The organism is Flavobacterium sp., from assembly GCF_043778725.1.
In the GTDB taxonomy this organism is placed as follows: domain Bacteria; phylum Bacteroidota; class Bacteroidia; order Flavobacteriales; family Flavobacteriaceae; genus Flavobacterium.
This window is the reverse complement of record NZ_JAYWFT010000012.1, coordinates 1-18,001: the sequence shown is the minus strand read 5'-3', so window position 1 is coordinate 18,001 and position 18,001 is coordinate 1. Positions and strand designations below refer to the sequence as shown.

General features: G+C 31.6%; 17 protein-coding genes and 1 pseudogene. 3 read left to right on the top strand and 15 right to left on the bottom strand.

Annotated features, from left to right (window positions below):
* From ACH2CG_RS01675 to surE, 6 genes are all read right to left on the bottom strand, one after another.
* On the bottom strand, positions 1-671 hold a 671-nt coding region (locus tag ACH2CG_RS01675), incomplete at its 3' end, for a ComEC/Rec2 family competence protein (RefSeq protein WP_395061555.1).
* Between the two features lie 45 nt (positions 672-716).
* Positions 717-923, bottom strand: a complete 207-nt coding sequence (locus ACH2CG_RS01670) for a DUF2892 domain-containing protein (RefSeq protein WP_395061554.1) — start codon at positions 921-923, stop codon at positions 717-719.
* 79 nt (positions 924-1,002) lie between these two features.
* Positions 1,003-1,494: a C40 family peptidase gene (locus ACH2CG_RS01665; RefSeq protein ID WP_395061553.1), complete on the bottom strand. Its 492-nt coding sequence runs from the start codon at positions 1,492-1,494 to the stop codon at positions 1,003-1,005.
* A 46-nt stretch (positions 1,495-1,540) separates the two neighbouring features.
* The gene (gene lpxB / locus ACH2CG_RS01660; protein ID WP_395061552.1) at positions 1,541-2,653 is read right to left on the bottom strand and encodes a lipid-A-disaccharide synthase; all 1,113 of its coding nucleotides are present in this window, start codon (positions 2,651-2,653) and stop codon (positions 1,541-1,543) included.
* A 2-nt stretch (positions 2,654-2,655) separates the two neighbouring features.
* Positions 2,656-2,928, bottom strand: coding sequence for a hypothetical protein (locus tag ACH2CG_RS01655; protein WP_395061550.1), 273 nt, complete (start codon positions 2,926-2,928; stop codon positions 2,656-2,658).
* 17 nt (positions 2,929-2,945) lie between these two features.
* Positions 2,946-3,716 carry a 5'/3'-nucleotidase SurE gene (surE, locus tag ACH2CG_RS01650; protein WP_395061548.1) on the bottom strand — a complete coding sequence of 257 codons (771 nt, stop codon included), beginning with the start codon at positions 3,714-3,716 and terminating at the stop codon, positions 2,946-2,948.
* Between the two features lie 154 nt (positions 3,717-3,870).
* Here surE and ACH2CG_RS01645 point away from each other — a divergent pair, with 154 nt between their 5' ends.
* A complete protein-coding gene (locus ACH2CG_RS01645) occupies positions 3,871-6,144 on the top strand; it encodes a carboxy terminal-processing peptidase (protein WP_395061546.1) in 2,274 nt (757 codons plus the stop codon).
* A gap of 118 nt (positions 6,145-6,262) precedes the next feature.
* Here the strand turns inward: ACH2CG_RS01645 and ACH2CG_RS01640 are convergent, their stop codons facing one another.
* Positions 6,263-6,793 carry a hypothetical protein gene (locus ACH2CG_RS01640; RefSeq protein ID WP_395061544.1) on the bottom strand — a complete coding sequence of 177 codons (531 nt, stop codon included), beginning with the start codon at positions 6,791-6,793 and terminating at the stop codon, positions 6,263-6,265.
* A 77-nt stretch (positions 6,794-6,870) separates the two neighbouring features.
* Between ACH2CG_RS01640 and ACH2CG_RS01635 the strand changes: the two genes are divergently transcribed.
* Complete coding sequence (locus tag ACH2CG_RS01635; protein ID WP_395061542.1) at positions 6,871-7,686, top strand: DNA/RNA non-specific endonuclease; 816 nt, start codon at positions 6,871-6,873, stop codon at positions 7,684-7,686.
* A gap of 3 nt (positions 7,687-7,689) precedes the next feature.
* Here the strand turns inward: ACH2CG_RS01635 and rodA are convergent, their stop codons facing one another.
* The 6 genes from rodA to purH are packed head-to-tail and all read right to left on the bottom strand — an operon-like array spanning position 7,690 to position 14,932.
* Entirely contained in the window at positions 7,690-8,955 is a 1,266-nt protein-coding gene (gene rodA / locus ACH2CG_RS01630; RefSeq protein WP_395061540.1) for a rod shape-determining protein RodA, read from the bottom strand.
* A gap of 6 nt (positions 8,956-8,961) precedes the next feature.
* Positions 8,962-10,938 carry a peptidoglycan D,D-transpeptidase FtsI family protein gene (locus ACH2CG_RS01625; RefSeq protein ID WP_395061538.1) on the bottom strand — a complete coding sequence of 659 codons (1,977 nt, stop codon included), beginning with the start codon at positions 10,936-10,938 and terminating at the stop codon, positions 8,962-8,964.
* Entirely contained in the window at positions 10,935-11,441 is a 507-nt protein-coding gene (locus ACH2CG_RS01620; protein ID WP_395061536.1) for a rod shape-determining protein MreD, read from the bottom strand. The genes ACH2CG_RS01625 and ACH2CG_RS01620 overlap by 4 nt, the downstream gene beginning before the upstream one ends.
* Entirely contained in the window at positions 11,434-12,261 is an 828-nt protein-coding gene (gene mreC, locus ACH2CG_RS01615; protein WP_395061534.1) for a rod shape-determining protein MreC, read from the bottom strand. The genes ACH2CG_RS01620 and mreC overlap by 8 nt, the downstream gene beginning before the upstream one ends.
* 57 nt (positions 12,262-12,318) lie before the next feature.
* Positions 12,319-13,347, bottom strand: a complete 1,029-nt coding sequence (locus tag ACH2CG_RS01610) for a rod shape-determining protein (protein WP_395061532.1) — start codon at positions 13,345-13,347, stop codon at positions 12,319-12,321.
* Positions 13,348-13,405: 58 nt separating this feature from the next.
* Complete coding sequence (purH, locus tag ACH2CG_RS01605) at positions 13,406-14,932, bottom strand: bifunctional phosphoribosylaminoimidazolecarboxamide formyltransferase/IMP cyclohydrolase (RefSeq protein ID WP_395061530.1); 1,527 nt, start codon at positions 14,930-14,932, stop codon at positions 13,406-13,408.
* A gap of 332 nt (positions 14,933-15,264) precedes the next feature.
* On the opposite strand from purH, the gene ACH2CG_RS01600 reads away from it, so the two are divergent.
* Entirely contained in the window at positions 15,265-16,515 is a 1,251-nt protein-coding gene (locus ACH2CG_RS01600) for an ABC transporter permease (protein WP_395061528.1), read from the top strand.
* 108 nt (positions 16,516-16,623) lie between these two features.
* Here the strand turns inward: ACH2CG_RS01600 and accD are convergent, their stop codons facing one another.
* Both accD and ACH2CG_RS01590 read right to left on the bottom strand, forming a co-directional pair.
* Positions 16,624-17,478: an acetyl-CoA carboxylase, carboxyltransferase subunit beta gene (gene accD / locus ACH2CG_RS01595; RefSeq protein ID WP_395061526.1), complete on the bottom strand. Its 855-nt coding sequence runs from the start codon at positions 17,476-17,478 to the stop codon at positions 16,624-16,626.
* Between the two features lie 110 nt (positions 17,479-17,588).
* Positions 17,589-17,900, bottom strand: a pseudogene (locus tag ACH2CG_RS01590) (class II fructose-bisphosphate aldolase); the annotation flags it as partial.
* Between the last annotated feature and the right edge of the window lie 101 nt (positions 17,901-18,001).

Genomic DNA, 18,001 nt, shown 5'->3' with positions numbered 1-18,001 from the left:
CTGAAATGATTTTTCTCTAAATTCCGAATAATTTTATTTCTAAGTTTACTAGCATAGTAAGAAACTGTTTTGTCAACAATTGGACTAATTTGAATGTTGCTTGCATCAGCATATATTTGAGCATAAATTTGTTGATTTTCTAGATATTTACCATAGTCAAACTGATTTGGATTGTTTGGTTTTCTATTCAAATAAAATGAACCCATCACTTTAAGATGTGAACCCATTTCAATAGTTGGTAAAACACTGTCTTTTCTAATGTTTAGAATGATGTTTCCATAACTTTTCTTGCCGTCTAGACTAGCAATTTTTGCCACATAACGGTCGTTATTAATGGTATTTTTAAGCTTTTCTTTTATAATTATTTCCGATGAATGGTCTTTGTCAGTTTCTGTTAAATGATGTATATAGTGAAAGGAATTTAGAGTTTGATTGTTGCAAACCAATGTAAAAATTCCAATTAAAAAAGAAGTGCAAAGTGCAATGATTCCGAAGGAAGTTTTTTGATTTAAACTCTTTAATGAGAAGAAATAGGATAGTAACAAAAATGAAATTCCTAACAAAAGTAAAATCAAAATCAATAAAAAAGGCGGTTTTGTATTATGGGCAACAATTATCCCAAATACAAAACAACCTGTAATTTTAATTAGTGGAAATTTTAATACTTTCATTATCATAAAAGTATAGAAAAAAAGTATAATTCCTACAAAAAAGAATTATTTATCTTTAGGACAAGTGTTTATCCCAAAAGGACTATAAAGCGGACAATAACTTACAAAACTTGTAACTACTAAAACCAATGCCAAACCAACAAGTACAATGCCTAAAGTGCCACTAATTATTCCGTTAAAATAAAGAATAACCATAATTGCAGCTAAAACTAAGCGAACTAGTTTATCAATACTACCCATATTTTTTTTCATATCAAATGGATTTAAATTTAAAATCTACTCAAAGGTAGACTATAAATAATTGGTTTAGAGTAACAAAAGTTACAATTGTCTAATTGATAATTCGATTTATTTGCACGAAACTTTTCTTGTAGTAAGCTTCTTTTGTAGAAGAAATTATAACGCCGAGTTGTGTAGAAGAATGAACAAATATAATTTCATCATCAAGTACTTCAACAATTAAACCAACATGATTTATTTGACTTTTTCCATTGGTTTTAAAAAAGATTAAATCACCTTTTTTTGCATTGTCACTTTGTATTATTTCACCTTTTTTTGACATATCAATTGAAGTTCTTGGCAAGCTAATATCATGATCTTTAAAAGTAGAAAAAACCAATCCAGAACAATCGTATCCTGCTTTTGTAATACCACCAAGTCGGTAAGGCATTCCTACTTTATCGGAAGCATCGTTTACTAATTGCTTGCGCAAATTACTTGTATTTCTAGAAGTTTCTTTTTTAGTTGATGAAATTGCAGACGATGTTGATTTACAAGAAGTAACCAAAATAAGTAATAGGAATAGGTAAAATAAGTACTTCAAAACAATAGATTTTTTTCTTAAAAATAACGCTAAGATTTTCAATTTATTATTTAATTGAAGCGACTATAAGTTTGGCAGTTTTTTCGCTAGCTCCAATTCCGCCTAGTTTTTGTTCTAAATCGTCGTATTTTTTTAATAAAAATTGTCTGTGATTTTTCTCTAGAATTTTAGTTAACTCGGCTTTAATAGTTTTCGAAGTGCAGTTGTCTTGAATTAATTCGGTTACAACTTCTTCATCCATAATTAAATTGACAAGTGAAATATATTTCAATGTTATAATTCTTTTTGCAATTTGATAAGAAATCCAACCACCTTTATAACAAACCACTTCGGGAACTTTGAAAAGTGCCGTTTCTAATGTTGCGGTGCCCGATGTTACTAGTGCAGCATACGAATTACTCAACAAATCGTAGGTTTTGTTAGCAATAAATTTAATGTTTTTCCCTTTCAAAAATGGTTCGTAAAAGGAATATTCTTGGCTTGGTGCACCAGCAATTACAAATTGATAATCGGGAAAATCTGAAACAATGCTCAACATTACCGATAGCATTTTAGAAATTTCCTGTTTTCTACTTCCTGGTAAAATGGCTATAATTGGCTTGTTGTCTAGATTATTTTCTTTTCTAAATAATTCAGAATCAATTATTTTTCGGCTATTGATTGCATCAATTAAAGGATGTCCTACAAATTCGACTGGAAAATTATGTTTTTTCTCGTAAAAATCTTTTTCAAAGGGTAGGATGACATACAATTTATCGAAATCTCTTTTAATAGCTTTGATTCTGTTTTCTTTCCAAGCCCAAATTTGAGGCGAAATGTAATAATGGGTTTTAATACCGCGTTCTTTTGCCCATTTTGCAATTCGCATATTAAATCCGGGATAATCAATAAAAATAATTACATCTGGATTAAATTGTTCAATATCCGATTTACAAATTTTGATGTTGTTTAAAATAGTTTTCAAATTCTGTAGTACTTCTGCAAATCCCATAAAGGCTAATTCACGGTAATGTTTTACCATAGTTCCACCTACATTTTTCATTAAATCTCCACCCCAAAAACGAATATCAGCAGTTGCATCCTCACGGTACAAAGCCTTCATTAAATTGGAACCGTGCAAATCTCCTGATGCTTCGCCAGCAATAATATAATATTTCATAGTTATAAAAACATTGTTAATATTGCCAGAGTAATGGTTGCTAAAACAATTCCTCGTGCCATCAATTCTTTTTTCTTTTGAAGTAAAATAAAGAACACAATTATGTTTAAAATTGCGCCAAGTGTAATTACTTTTCCTAAAATTTGTTCGGCCCTAATAGCTTGAAAATCTGTAAATAAATTATATTTAGTAAAAAGAGTCAAAAACAAGAATGTTCCCAGTAATGCGGATACAATTCCAATTAGAAAACCAATAATCAGGTCTGTTTTTTTCATGTTTAGTAGCTAATTTTTTATAAATCCCAAGTATTTAATGTTTGAATAGTATGATGCGCAGTCAAGTCAAATTGCACCGGAACTATTGAAATATAATCATTTGCCAAAGCCCATTCATCGGTATCTTCGCCTTTATCTTGATTAACGAATTCGCCAGTTAGCCAATAATATTCTTTTCCGAAAGGAGTAATTCTCTTGTCAAATTTTTCTTGCCACATGGCTTTCGCTTGACGGCAAATTTTTATTCCTTTTATTTCCTCTGTTTTTAATTTCGGAAAGTTAACATTTAAAACCGTTCCTTCGGTCAGTCCGTTTTCAAGAACTTGTAACGCTATTTTCTTTATAAAAGGTTTGATTTGCTCAAAATCGGCATTCCAATTGTAGTCTAAAAGTGAAAATCCAATGGCAGGAATTCCTTCAATTCCAGCTTCGACAGCAGCACTCATCGTTCCTGAATAAATAACGTTTATCGAAGAATTTGAACCATGATTCACACCAGAAACGCACAAGTCTGGTTTTTGTTTCAAGATTTCGTTTACCGCCATTTTTACACAATCTACTGGAGTTCCAGAGCAACTGTATTCTGTGATTTCGGCATTTTCTACAGAAACTTTATTCAAATGTAACGTGTTGTTTATTGTTATTGCGTGTCCCATTGCACTCTGCGGACTGTCTGGCGCGACAACAACTACAGTTCCAATTTCGCTCATAACAGCAATTAAAGCTCTTATTCCTGGTGCAGAAATACTATCGTCGTTGGTTACTAAAATTAAAGGTTTTTTTGACATTTGAAATAAAATTTAATTGTAACAAAAGTAATTATTTTAAGACTTATTCCATTACAAAATTCATAACTTTGAGCCATATCAATGGTTTTAACAAAAAATTATGCGACGTAACTTTATTATGGCATGGTTTTTTACGTAATTTAGTGAAAAATTAATGAATACAATTATTCAATTTATGAAAAGACATTATAAAATAGTACTTCTTGTACTAGCACTCTCTATTGGTCTTTGGAGTTTTATTCCAAAAGCAAAAGGTGATCCAGAAAAAGACAAATTGTTATTAGAGCTATTGACTTATGTTATTGAAAAATGGCATTATAATCCTGCGGCAATTGATGATAATTTTTCCAAAGGAATTTACAAAGATTACATCACTGCTTTAGATCCATCGAAACGATTCTTTATGCAATCTGATATTGATGAATTTTCTAAATACGAACTAAAAATTGACGACCAAATAAACAATAAAGAACTTACTTTCTTCGACTTGACTTACAATCGTTTGGTTCAAAGAATGGAAGAAAGTAAAGAATATTACAAACTTGCTCTAGAAAAACCTATTGATTATTCGGTTAGCGAAGACATTAATACCGATTATGAAAAAGCACCTTATTCTAAAAACAGTGCTGAACTTAAAGAGCGTTGGAGAAAACAAGTAAAACTTTCTACGCTTGCTTCTTTGGTAGAAAAGCAAAAGATTCAAGACGATATTCAAAAGAATAAAAATAAATCGCCAGAAGAAAAATTAAAAGAATTTAGATTAAAACTTGGTGATAAATTAACTAAAGAAGCCGAAGCTAAATTTAAAGAAAGTTTAGCAAAAACTGATACAGAAGCGCCAAAAACGTATGAGCAACTTGAAAAAGAAACGCGCGAAAACACTTTGAAATCATTGAACGATAATTTTAGTTTTATTCTAAAAGAATTGGGCAGAGAAGATTGGTTTTCGGTATATATAAATGCTATTGTTACTCGTTTTGATCCTCACACATCTTATTTTGCTCCTGATGAAAAAGAGCGTTTTGATGTGAGCATGAGCGGAAAATTAGAAGGAATTGGAGCACGTTTACAAAAGAAAAATGACTTTACAGAAATCACCGAATTAATTTCTGGTGGTCCAGCTTGGAGAGGAAAAGAGTTAGAATCTGGTGATGTGGTTCTAAAAGTAGCTCAAGGAGATGCCGAACCAGTTGACGTTGTAGCCATGCGACTAGACGATGTTGTTAAGAAAATAAAAGGACCAAAAGGTACTGAAGTTCGTCTTACGGTTAAAAAAACAGATGGTTCTTTAAAAGTTATTTCGATTATTAGAGACGAAGTAGAAATTGAAGAAACTTATGCTAAATCTAGCGTTGTTGAAAAAAATGGTGTGAAATATGGTATTATTTATTTGCCAAAATTCTACATAGATTTTGAAAACAAAGACAGTCGTGACGCAGGAAAAGATGTTGCTATAGAAGTTGAACGTCTTAAAAAAGAAGGAGTTCAAGGAATTATAGTTGACGTTAGAGATAATGGTGGTGGTTCTTTGAAAACGGTTGTAGACATTGGTGGTTTGTTTATTGAGCAAGGACCAATTGTTCAAATAAAATCGGCTGCTGGAAAAAAAGAAGTTTTATATGACAAAGATCCAAAAGTAGAGTGGGATGGACCACTTGTAATAATGACAAATGAGTTTTCGGCATCGGCATCAGAGATTTTGGCCGCTGCAATGCAAGATTATAAACGTGCCGTGATTTTGGGAAGTAAACAAACCTACGGAAAAGGAACCGTTCAAAACGTGATGGATTTAAATCAACTTGTTAGAGCAAATACTTTGGGCGATTTGGGTGCTTTGAAAACTACAACTCAAAAATTCTATAGAATTAATGGTGGTTCAACACAATTGGAAGGTGTGAGCAGTGATATTGTTATGCCAGATAGTTATGCTTATTTAAAAATGGGCGAACGCGATGTTGATAACGCAATGAAATGGGATAAAATTGACGCTGCCGAATATAAAATGTGGGATAAACAATCTAATTTTGACTTAGCAATTGCTAACAGTAAAAAGCGTTTAGAGAACAATCCTCAGATGAAACTTATTGATGAAAATGCAAAATGGCGTCAAGAACGTAATGAAGAAAACGTTTATAGCCTTCAAATTGATAAGTTCAAACAAGAGCAAAAACAACTTGAAGAAACGAACAAAAAATATAAATCTATAGCTGATTATGAAAATACGTTTAAGTTTAAATCATTACCATACGAAGAAGCTCAAATGAAAACAGATGTTACGCTAAAAGAAAAACGTGATAGATGGCACGAAAGTTTGGCTAAAGATATTTATGTTGAAGAAGCAATACATGTTTTAGACGATTTACAATCGGGTTCTGCTAAAAAAGGATTAACTACTAAATTAAAAAAAGAGAAGTTAGTTAAATCTTAACCGTAATTTCTTGATAAGAAAAAGCTCCAAAGTAATTTTATTTTGGAGCTTTTTTATTTTATAACTTGACAATAAAATTATTATTTAAAAAAATTCCACCCTAAGGTGGAATTTATAATTATCTTAATTTGCTTAATTTTTTTTGAGCTTTTTCAATATCTTCTTCTACTTCCTTAATTTTTAATTGTTGTTTGGTAATGTCTACATTTCCTTTTTCAATTTCTACAGGAGAAAGTTTTCCTTTGGCTCTTGATTTTTCAAATTTAGCTTGCATTTTTTCTAAATTCTTTCTTTCTTTTTCTAGCTTTCCTTTTTGCTTCTCAACATCTTTTTCTGCATTTGAAATTTTCTTTTGCTCTTTGTCAAATTTCTTTTGTTCTTTTTCTAATTTGTTTTGTTTTTTCTCAGTTTCTTTAGCGTCTTTTTTAGCTTTTTCAATTTGATCTTCGGCTTTTTGCTGTTCTTTTAAAGCTTGTTTTTCATCCTTTAATTTTTGTTCTAAACGATCTTTTTCAGCCGCATTTTGCTTTTCCAAGTCTATAGACTTAGTTTTTATAGAGTCTAGAAGAACAGTTGTTGGCGTTTCTTGTGCAAAAAAGTTTTGAAAACTTATGATAAGAATTGCTGTAAATACTAATTTAATTTTCATATTTGTTTATATTTAATATTAATTGTTTTACAATTACCATTCCAAGAAATTGGAATTATGAATTAATTTATAAAATTATGAAAAATAGATTACCTATTAAAATATTTTTGTGTCTAATGATTTCTACAATTATATTTTCTTGCAAAAAAGAGATTATTGTTAAAAATGAGGTTTCAAATGATACAATTCAAAGTGGTTTTTCAAATAAAAATAACGAAAAATTCGATTTTTTACCAACATCAACTTCGCAACAGATAATAGTGCACGATAATTATACTTTATCGTATGTTGAAGATAAAGAACAAGCAGAATGGGTTGCTTATGAATTAAAGAAAAACAGTTCTCATAATCAAAATTTCGAACGTCCATTTTTTATTGAAGATGTTAAAGTTGGTTCGGGTTCTGCAAATTGGAAAAATTATAAAAATTCGGGTTATGACAAAGGTCATCTTTGTGCTGCTGGTGATATGAAATTTTCAAAAAAAGCATTTGAAGAAACGTTTTTAACATCAAATATTGCTCCGCAAAAACACGATTTTAATGAAGGAATTTGGAATACTTTAGAGCAAAAAGTAAGGTATTGGTCGTCTAAATATGATGGGATTTATGTTGTTACAGGTGGCGTTTTATCGGGTAATTTAAAAACTATTGGAAAAGAAAAAGTTGCAGTTCCAGATTATTTTTATAAAGTATTACTTGATGATTCAAGAGGTGAATATAAAATGATAGGATTTTTAGTGCCGGCAATTGATAGTAACAAACCACTTTATGAATTTGTAGTTCCTGTAGATCAAATAGAAAAAATGACTGGAATAGATTTCTATCCAAAACTGAATGACGCAATAGAAAATAAATTAGAAAAAGCTAACGACTATAAAGGTTGGAGTTTTTAAAACTTACCATTCATTAACTTTATTGGCATCCATTTTTAGAAAAATAAATAACAATATTGTAAAACCCCAAAGACCAGAACCTCCATAAGAAAAGAATGGTAACGGAACTCCAATAGTTGGAAAAACCCCAACAACCATTGCTATATTTACAAAGAAGTGAATGAATAAAATTCCGGCGACGCAATAACCATAAACCCTACTGAATTTGGTCTTTTGTCGTTCTGCGAGATAAATTATTCTAAGTATTAAACCTACAAATAATCCAATTACAAAAATCGAACCTAGAAAACCCCATTCTTCACCTACAGTAGTGAAAATATAATCGGTGTGTTGTTCGGGTACAAATCCTCCTTTTGTTTGTGTCCCTTCAAGATATCCTTTTCCAAACCAACCACCAGATCCAATGGCTATTTCAGATTGATTGGTATTGTATCCAATGCCTTTCATATCTACTTCTTTTCCAAGAATAATATTGAAACGGTCGCGGTGGTGTTGTTTAAAAACATTGTTAAAAACAAAATTTACCGAAAATGAGAATGCAGTTATCATTATTAAAAGAATAGCACTAGCAATAATATTTCGATCAACCAATCGGCTTCTAAAATAGTTTATTGCAAGTACAATTGCAGTTAGCCCAATAACTATATAAGGATTGTTTGTAGCTAATGTTAGTACAAAAAGAATAATGGCAATAAAACCAGTTAACAAATACCAACCTGGTAATCCTTCTCTATAAAGTACTACAAAAAAGATGCTATAAATTAAGGCACTTCCAGGATCGGGTTGTGGTAGAATGAGCATTACAGGAAGAAAAACAACAATTAATGCTTGTATTTGTCTGTTTACATCTTTTAGATTTACTTGAACATCACTGAGGTATTTAGCAATTGCAAGTGATGTTGCGGCTTTTGCAAATTCTGATGGTTGTAAAGTAAAACTTCCAAATCCATACCAACAACGTTGACCAGCAATAGTTTTACCAAAAATAAATAATCCGGCTAAGGATAAAAGTGAAACGGCAAAAATAATGATGGAATATTTTTCGTAAAATTTAGCTTCTACAGATAAAACTATGAAAATAATAGGAATGGTAAGAAGGATAAATAAAAATTGTTTTCCATAAATTTGGTTGATGTCAAAAATAGAAGTTTCTTCGGTAACAGTTGATAATGAAGAGGAATAGATGTTGAGCCATCCCATTACTACTAAGGCAATGAAGATAACAACACTTATCCAGTCAAGGTTATTTGTTACACTTTGATTTCTCATTATAAATTACAACTTTGTTTTAGAAGTGTCAATTTTTACGTCATTTTTTGGTTTGTCACCATTTAAAGAATCTTTAATTCTTTTTATTTTTACTAAACTGTCTTTTACTCTATTGTTTATTAAAGATATACTATCCTGGTGTTTAACAGGATATAATTTATCATATTGTGCTTTCAAACTTCCAGTAAGCATTCTTTTTTCAAAATCTACTCTTGTTATTTTACGTTTAAGGTACTTTTCAATCATTAAAGTAGTAATTGGTCCAGCCCATCGTTTACCCCAATATCCATTTTCTACAAATACGGCAATTGCAATTTTAGGATTATCTCTAGGTGCAAAAGCCACAAAGATAGAGTGATCTTGAAGCTTAACACGTTTACCGTTTACTTTCAAGTAGTTTTCTGCTGTTCCAGTTTTTCCGCATATTTCAATTCCGTTTACACCAAGTCCAGATGCAGTTCCTCCCGGACCATAAACGGCATTCATACCACTTATTATAGGATCAAAATATTTTCTATCAATTGTTGTAACGTGTTTAGTTCTAAATTTTTTGTCTATAACATCTCCTTTTATTTTTTTAACAATGTGAGGAGTATAATAATATCCTCTGTTGGAGATTGTTGCCATAAAATTTGCCAGTTGAATTGGCGTCATCAATACTTCACCTTGTCCAATTGCGTTGGATACAATTGTTTTTCCGTCCCAATTCCAACCATGATAAACTTTATTATAGGTTTTAGATGTTGGAATATTTCCTTTTTTACCAATAGGAAGATCATAACCCATAAAATCGCCAAGACCAAAACTTTTTAAGTGTTTAGCCCAAACATCTACTGCATAACTGTGGTCTTTATATTTATTTATTAATCTTATGTAACAGTTAGAGAAATAGGTGTTGCACGATTGATAAATTCCTCTATGCAACTGAACTGCTCCACCAGAACAGTGGCATTTCATAAATCTACCACGTGCATAACTAAAGCCACGATGACAAGAAAATGTAGTGCTGTCTGTTACAACTCCTTCTTGTAAAGCAATTAATCCGGTTAATATTTTAAATGGTGAACCTGGTGTATATTCGGCTAAAAGTCCTCTATCGTACATTGGTTTCGCAATAGAGTCGTTTCTTAATAAAGTATAATTTTTAGAACGCTGTCTTCCCACTAGTAGAGCAGGGTCAAAATTTGGCGCACTTACTAATGCTAATATCTCACCTGTTTTAGGTTCAATAGCAACAATTCCGCCCCATTTATTGATCATTAATTCTTCACCATATTTTTGAAGTTCACTATCAATAGTTAGTGTTAAGTCGTCTCCTTGTTTAGATAAAGTATCGTATTTTCCTTCTTTATAGGAACCAATTTCTCTGTTAAATTTGTCTTTAAGGATGTATTTCACACCTTTTTGTCCTCTCAAGAAAGTTTCATAGCTTTCCTCTATTCCTTGTTTTCCAATTAAATCACCACCAACATAATAGGGATTTTTCTTTACAATATTTTCGTTAACTTGTGTTATAAATCCAAAAACATTGGCTCCAAAACCAACTTGATAATCTCTTAAAGAGCGCTTTTGAATGTAAAAACCAGAAAATTTTCTAATTTTTTCTTGAAAAGCAGCATATTCTAATTTGTTCAATTGCGGAAGAAAAACGGATGGTAACATTGGACTATAAACGCGTGCTTTTTCAATTTTTTTAATAAAAAATTCTTTTGTAATGTCAAGTAAAGAGCAAAATTCTAAAGTGTCCAACTCTTTTACATCTCTTGGAATAACCATGATGTCATAAGAAGGCTGATTGGCAATTAATAATTTGCCATATCTATCATAAACATATCCTCTTTCGGGATAATCATACTTAATTTTAATAGCGTTATTCTCTGACTTTAATTTGAAAGAATCATCAATAATTTGCAAATAAAATATTCTTATCAACAGTAAGAATGCTGTGACAATAACAATGATTGGTAATAATATTTTTCTCATCGTTTACTTGGCTTGATTAAGTAGATAAGTAAGATACAAATTATGATAGTAAATAAAGTACTAATAATAGTTCTAAGAATGATATCCCAAAGGTATTCAAAAGTAAAGACTTCTAGAACAAACAATGTTAAATGATGAATAACAACTGATAAAAATATAAAAGAAAAACGCTCTGGCGTGAGTACATCGTTCAGTCTAACAGTTTGATACTCATAGCTTAATCCAAAAGAGAATTTAAACAGTGATGGTCTTACAAAAGCTAGAAGTAAGCATGCTACTGTGTGAACACCACCAGAATTACAAAATAAATCCATTGTAATTCCTAGTAAAAAACTTGCTGTTAAAAGAGCATATTTATTTCCGTTTACAGGAAAAAGAATGATAAATAAAATATAAGAATACGGATTTATATAACCCATAAAGTTAAAATTATTAAAAATAACAACTTGAGCCGCAAGCAGCAATATAAAACGAGCTAGATTAAATAACATTGCGCTATTCATTCTTTTGTGTCTTTTTTTCTAGGTTAATAATCTCGTCTCTATCTTTATTTTTAATGATGTAAACATGACCTAAACTAGTCATGTCATTAAATAGTTTTACATCAATAGTATAGAAATTGGTTTGATTGTCTGTATATATTTTATGAACTGTTCCTATGTTTATATTAGCTGGAAATATTGTAGATTGAGCTCCGGTAACTATAGTGTCACCTTTTCTTACAGATGCCAGTCGAGGCACATCAACTAATTGAACAAATCCTGTATTTTTGCCATTCCAAGTTAATGAACCAATGTGATTTGATTTTTTGATTTTTGCATTTATTGGCGATTCTGTATTTAAGATGCTCAATACTGTACAATAATTAGCCGATGTATTTTCTACAACTCCAACTATTCCTAGGCTATTAATAACGCCCATTTCTGATTTTACGCCTTGCTTAAATCCAGAGTTTAGTGTAAGAAAATTTATTTGAGAACTGTAAGAGTTTTTTATAACCTCCGATTCTACAATGTCTATTTTTTTTACACCTTTAATAGTGTCTAATTTAGCCATCTTTGTGGTATCTTTTGTATTGAATAAAAGACTTTTAAGACGCGCATTTTCTTTGGCTAATTCTTCATTTTGAATTTTTAAATTAAAATAGCCTTCCACACTATTGGTCATTTGATAAACGCCACCAGTAAAAAAATTGGCAGAACTAATGATTTTACTTTTGTGATAAGAATGTGATTGAATTGTTAGTGATAACGCTAATATCATAAGCAGCAAAAACAGCATACGATAGCTGTTTTTAAATATAAAGTTAAATATTTGCTGCATTTTTTAAGTATTCAGTGGTCAGTTTTCGGTTTTCAGTTTCAGTAGATTAATACAAAACTATTTTATAAGGATACTTCTGAATTTAGGAATATTTTTTAATGCCATTCCTGTTCCTCTTACAACGGCTTTCAACGGATCTTCAGCAATGTAAACTGGTAAATCTGTTTTTAAAGAAATACGTTTGTCAAGACCACGAAGCATTGATCCACCACCAGCTAAATATATTCCAGTATTATAAATATCTGCAGCTAATTCTGGCGGAGTTTGAGATAATGTTTCCATTACTGCATCTTCAATACGTTGAATGGATTTGTCTAAAGCTTTGGCAATTTCTCTAAAAGAAACTTCTACTTGTTTTGGTTTTCCTGTAAGTAAATCTCTACCTTGAACCGACATGTCGTCTGGAGGTGTGTCTAGAGCATCGGTTGCAGAGCCAACTTGTATTTTAATTTTTTCGGCTGTTGTTTCTCCTACAAAAAGGTTGTGCTGAGTTCTCATGTAATAAATGATGTCGTTTGTAAAAACGTCACCTGCAATTTTAACTGATTTATCACATACAATTCCGCCAAGAGCGATAACTGCAATTTCTGTTGTTCCACCACCAATATCTACAATCATGTTTCCTTTAGGTTGCATAATGTCAATACCAATACCAATTGCAGCTGCCATTGGTTCGTGAATTAAATATACTTCTTTACCGTTTACACGCTCACACGATTCTTTTACGGCACGCATTTCTACTTCTGTAATTCCAGACGGAATACAAACTACCATGCGTAAAGCTGGAGTAAACATTTTTTTCTTTAAAGCAGGAATACTTTTAATGAACATACTAATCATCTTCTCTGAAGCATCAAAATCGGCAATAACTCCGTCTTTTAATGGTCGTATGGTTTTTATGTTTTCATGGGTTTTACCTTGCATCATGCTGGCTTCTTTACCAACGGCGATTATTTTTCCAGATACTCTATCTCTTGCAACAATAGAAGGACTATCAATTACAACTTTGTCGTTGTGAATGATTAGTGTGTTAGCGGTACCAAGGTCAATTGCTATATCCTCGGTCATGAAATCAAAAAATCCCATAATTATATAAAGGGTGTTTAGTTTGTTAAATTTTTTTCAGCCTACAAAAATAATAAAATTAATGTTTAAAATGACGTGTTCCTGTAAATACCATTGCAACTTTATTTTCATTGCAATAATTGATGCTTAATTCGTCTTTAATTGATCCACCAGGTTGAATAACAGCGGTAATTCCGGCGTCATGTGCAATTTCAACACAATCAGGAAAAGGAAAAAATGCATCGCTTGCCATTACTGCTCCATGCAAATCAAATTGAAATGTATTGGCTTTTTCAATTGCTTGTTTTAGAGCATCAACTCGTGATGTTTGTCCTGTTCCAGAGGCGATTAATGTATTATTTTTTGCAAAAACAATTGTATTTGATTTTGTATTTTTACAGATTTTAGATGCAAATAGTAAATCTTCAACTTCTTGATTGGTAGGTTCTGTAATAGTAACGTTTTTTAGATGCTCTTTAGTATCTGTAATGTTGTTTTTATCTTGAACCAATAATCCGTTTAAGCAAGTTCTTACTTGACGTTGAGGTAAAGGTACATTATTTATAGTCAATATAATTCGGTTCTTTTTTTCTTGTAGAATATTTAACGCTTCATCATCATAACTTGGCGCTATAACTACTTCGCAGAAAAGCGAATTGATTTCTTTAGCAGTTTCAGTATCAATTTTTCCATTAGCCATTAAAACTCCACCAAATGCCGAAGTTGGGTCGCAAGCCAAAGAGGCAAGATAAGCTTCCTTCATGGTTTTTCTAGTTGCAAGTCCGCATGCATTGTTGTGTTTTAAGATAGCAAATGTTGGTTCGTTATCTTTAAATTCGGCTATTAAATTTACAGCGGCATCAACATCTAGCAAATTGTTGTATGACAATTCTTTTCCGTGAATTTTTGTAAACATAGCGTCGAAATCGCCAAAGAAAAACCCTTTTTGGTGTGGATTTTCTCCGTAACGAAGTACTTGACCGTTTGCAATACTTTCTTTATAAAAAGTATCTTCAGTATTAAAATAATTGAAAATAGCCGAATCATAATTGGACGAAACGTGAAATGCTCTAGTTGCCAAATATTTTCTTTGTTCAATAGTAGTTGCGCCATTTCCTTGGGTAATCATTCCTAAAAACAGTTCATATTCTGCTACAGACGGCACAATAACAGTGTCTTTAAAGTTTTTAGCTGCAGCACGAATTAATGAAATACCACCAATATCAATTTTTTCAATTGCATCGGCTTCACTTGCGCCAGAAGCAACCGTTTTTTCAAATGGGTATAAATCTACAATTACCAAGTCTATTTGTGGAATGTTAAATTCCTTCATTTGTTCTATATCGGTCGGATTGTCTTGACGGTTCAAAATGCCACCAAAAACTTTTGGATGTAATGTTTTTACACGTCCACCAAGAATAGAAGGATAGGAAGTAACATCTTCTACAGGAACTACAGGAATGCCTAAATTTTTAATAAAATCTTCTGTTCCACCAGTAGAATAAATAGTTGCATTTTGCTTGTGAAGTTGTCTCACAATTGGCTCTAATCCGGTTTTATCAAATACCGAAATAAGAGCAGATTGAATGGTTTTTGTAGTGCTCATTATGTTGTGTTGTTAAGCACGCAAAAGTAGTTTTTTTAATCTGAATTTATTTTAGTTTTTTGTAGAATTTATTAATGATTTCAAAAAAAATAATTAACAAATATTGGAGTCTTTTTGCAACACAATTGGTAGGTGTTTCTGCCTGCCATTTTCTGATTAAACTCTTTGCTTTTTTAGAAAATGAATGTAGAATTTCAATATCATTGAATCATCTTCAAAAACAAATCTACCAAATTAAATTTCCCAAAAACACTATTTCTAGCTATTTTCTGTAACAATTCCATCATTCTATTTACTAATATCTTAAATTTGACCTAGAAAATATATCTGATATGCTTGTTTACCTTCGATTATTGAGTGAAAGTTTCAGTTTTGCTATGAATGCTTTGCGAAACAACAAGTTGCGAACATTGCTTTCGTTGCTTGGCGTAACCATTGGGATATTTTCTATTATAGCAGTCTTGGCAGCGGTAGATTCGTTAGATAGAAAAATCAAGAAAGATTTAAGTAGTTTAGATAAAAATACCATTTATTTATTTAAAGGTTCTTTTGGTCCATCAGAAGTGCCTAGATGGAAAAGAGATCAATTTCCAGATGTGAAATATACCGAATATGAGTACTTGAAAAATTCAATTCCCGATGCACAAGAAATGTGTTTTCAGCTTTTTGTGAGAAGTGAAATTATCAAGTACGACACAAAATCGGTTAGTAGCGTTAATATTGTTCCTGTTTCTTATGAATTTATTGATATTCAAGGTTTAGAATTTTCTGAAGGTAGATTTTATAACGAAGCCGAAGCCAATTCTGGCGCAGCAGTTGCCGTTATTGGTGATGAAATTGCTAAAGGACTTTTTGAAAATGTAGATCCAATTGGAAAACAAATAAGATTGTATGGTCAGCGTTTTACAGTAATTGGAGTTTTGAAAAAACAAGGTGCCGGCATGTTTGGCGACAGCAACGATACATCTGCTTTTATTCCTGTAAATTTTTTGAGACGAATGTATGGCGACAATAATGATGCTATGACACCTGTTATTGTTATAAAACCAGAAAAAGGAATTGATATGGGCGCATTTAAAGCCGAAGTATCCCAAAAACTAAGAGCTTTACGCGGATTAAAAACTGGCGAAATTGACAATTTCTTCATCAATGTGCTTTCGGGTTTTACAGACATGCTAGACGGAATTATTAGCAGCATGAATCTTGGTGGATGGGTTATTGCAGGATTTTCGTTATTGGTTGGCGGTTTTGGTGTAGCCAATATTATGTTTGTTTCGGTAAAAGAACGTACTAACTTAATAGGAATTCAAAAGTCACTTGGTGCCAAAAACAGATTTATTCTTTTTCAATTCTTGTTTGAAGCCGTAATCTTGTGTTTAATAGGTGGGTTTATAGGAATTGTAATGGTTTGGTTAATAGCTATAGGACTTACAAAATTACTCGACTTTGAGTTTGTATTGAGTTTTAGCAATATTCTTCTAGGCTCGGGATTGGCTATTTTAATTGGATTGATTTCTGGAATTTTACCAGCAATTTCTGCTTCAAAACTTGATCCTGTAGAAGCAATTCGTAGCGGAATGTAGGTTTTAAAAGCTCGAGTTTGAAGGTGCAAAGTACTAAGTTTAAAATAAAGATATAAAAAAACACAAAGCAATAACTTTGTGTTTTTTCATTTTAATATGTTTTAAAATCTATCTAATGTTTTGATTCAAAATCAAATCGATATATAAATTGATTTTATCTTTTAAGTCTTTTCTTTGTGAAATAAAATCTAAAAATCCGTGTTCTAATAGAAATTCTGAAGTTTGAAATCCTTCTGGCAAATCTTTTCCTGTGGTATCTCTTACAACTCTTGGTCCGGCAAAAGCAATTAGTGCACCAGGTTCTGCAATATTAATATCGCCAAGCATGGCATAGGAAGCAGTCGTTCCACCAGTTGTAGGATCAGTACATAAAGAAATATACGGAATTTTAGATTCGGCCAATTGTGCCAATTTTGCAGATGTTTTTGCCAATTGCATCAATGAATAAGCAGCTTCCATCATTCTAGCACCACCAGATTTAGAAATCATTACAAACGGAGCATTGTTTTTTATGGCATAATCTATACCGCGAGCAATTTTTTCTCCAACAACTGCACCCATCGATCCGCCAATAAAAGCAAAATCCATACAGCAAATTACTATTGTATTACCTTTAGATTTTCCAACGCCAGTTCTTACCGCATCTTTCAATTTGGTTTTGTCCATAACATCTTTCAATCTATCAGAATATTTTTTAGTATCTACAAAATGCAAAGGATCTTTAGACGTCATTTTGGCATCCAATTCCTTAAATTCATTGTTGTCAAACAAAATTTCGAAATATTCTTTACTGCCAATTCTTACATGAAAACCATCTTCTGGACTTACCCATAGATTGCGTTCTAGCTCATCGGCATCAATAATTTTTCCTGTTGGAGATTTATACCAAAGTCCTTTTGGAACATCTTTTTTATCCTCTGTTGCAGTTGTAATTCCTTTTTCTGTTCTTTTAAACCAAGCCATAATAGTAAGTTAGAAGTTAGAAGTTGGAAGTTAGAAGTTGCCTTCATACCTTATACTTCTAACTGTTTTATAATTCAATTATTTTTAACTTCGTACTTCGTATTTTGTACTTACAAAGTGTTTACGTTATTTAAATCAGCAAAAGCTTGTTCTAATCTTGTATTGAAAGTAACTTCTCCTTCACGAACCCATTTTCTTGGGTCATAATATTTTTTGTTAGGAGAATCTGATCCTGTTGGATTTCCTATTTGAGATCTTAAATAATCAATATTATCAACCATATAATCACGAATTCCTTCGGTAAAAGCAAATTGTAAGTCGGTATCAATATTCATTTTTACAACGCCATAAGAAATACCTTCCCTAATTTCTTCAAGTGTAGATCCAGAACCACCATGAAAAACAAAATTCACAAGATTATGTTCAAAATAAATTTAATACAGGTCCAAATCCTGTAGATTTTGTTTTTCATGGTGGTTCTGGATCTACACTTGAAGAAATTAGGGAAGGTAGATTTTATAAC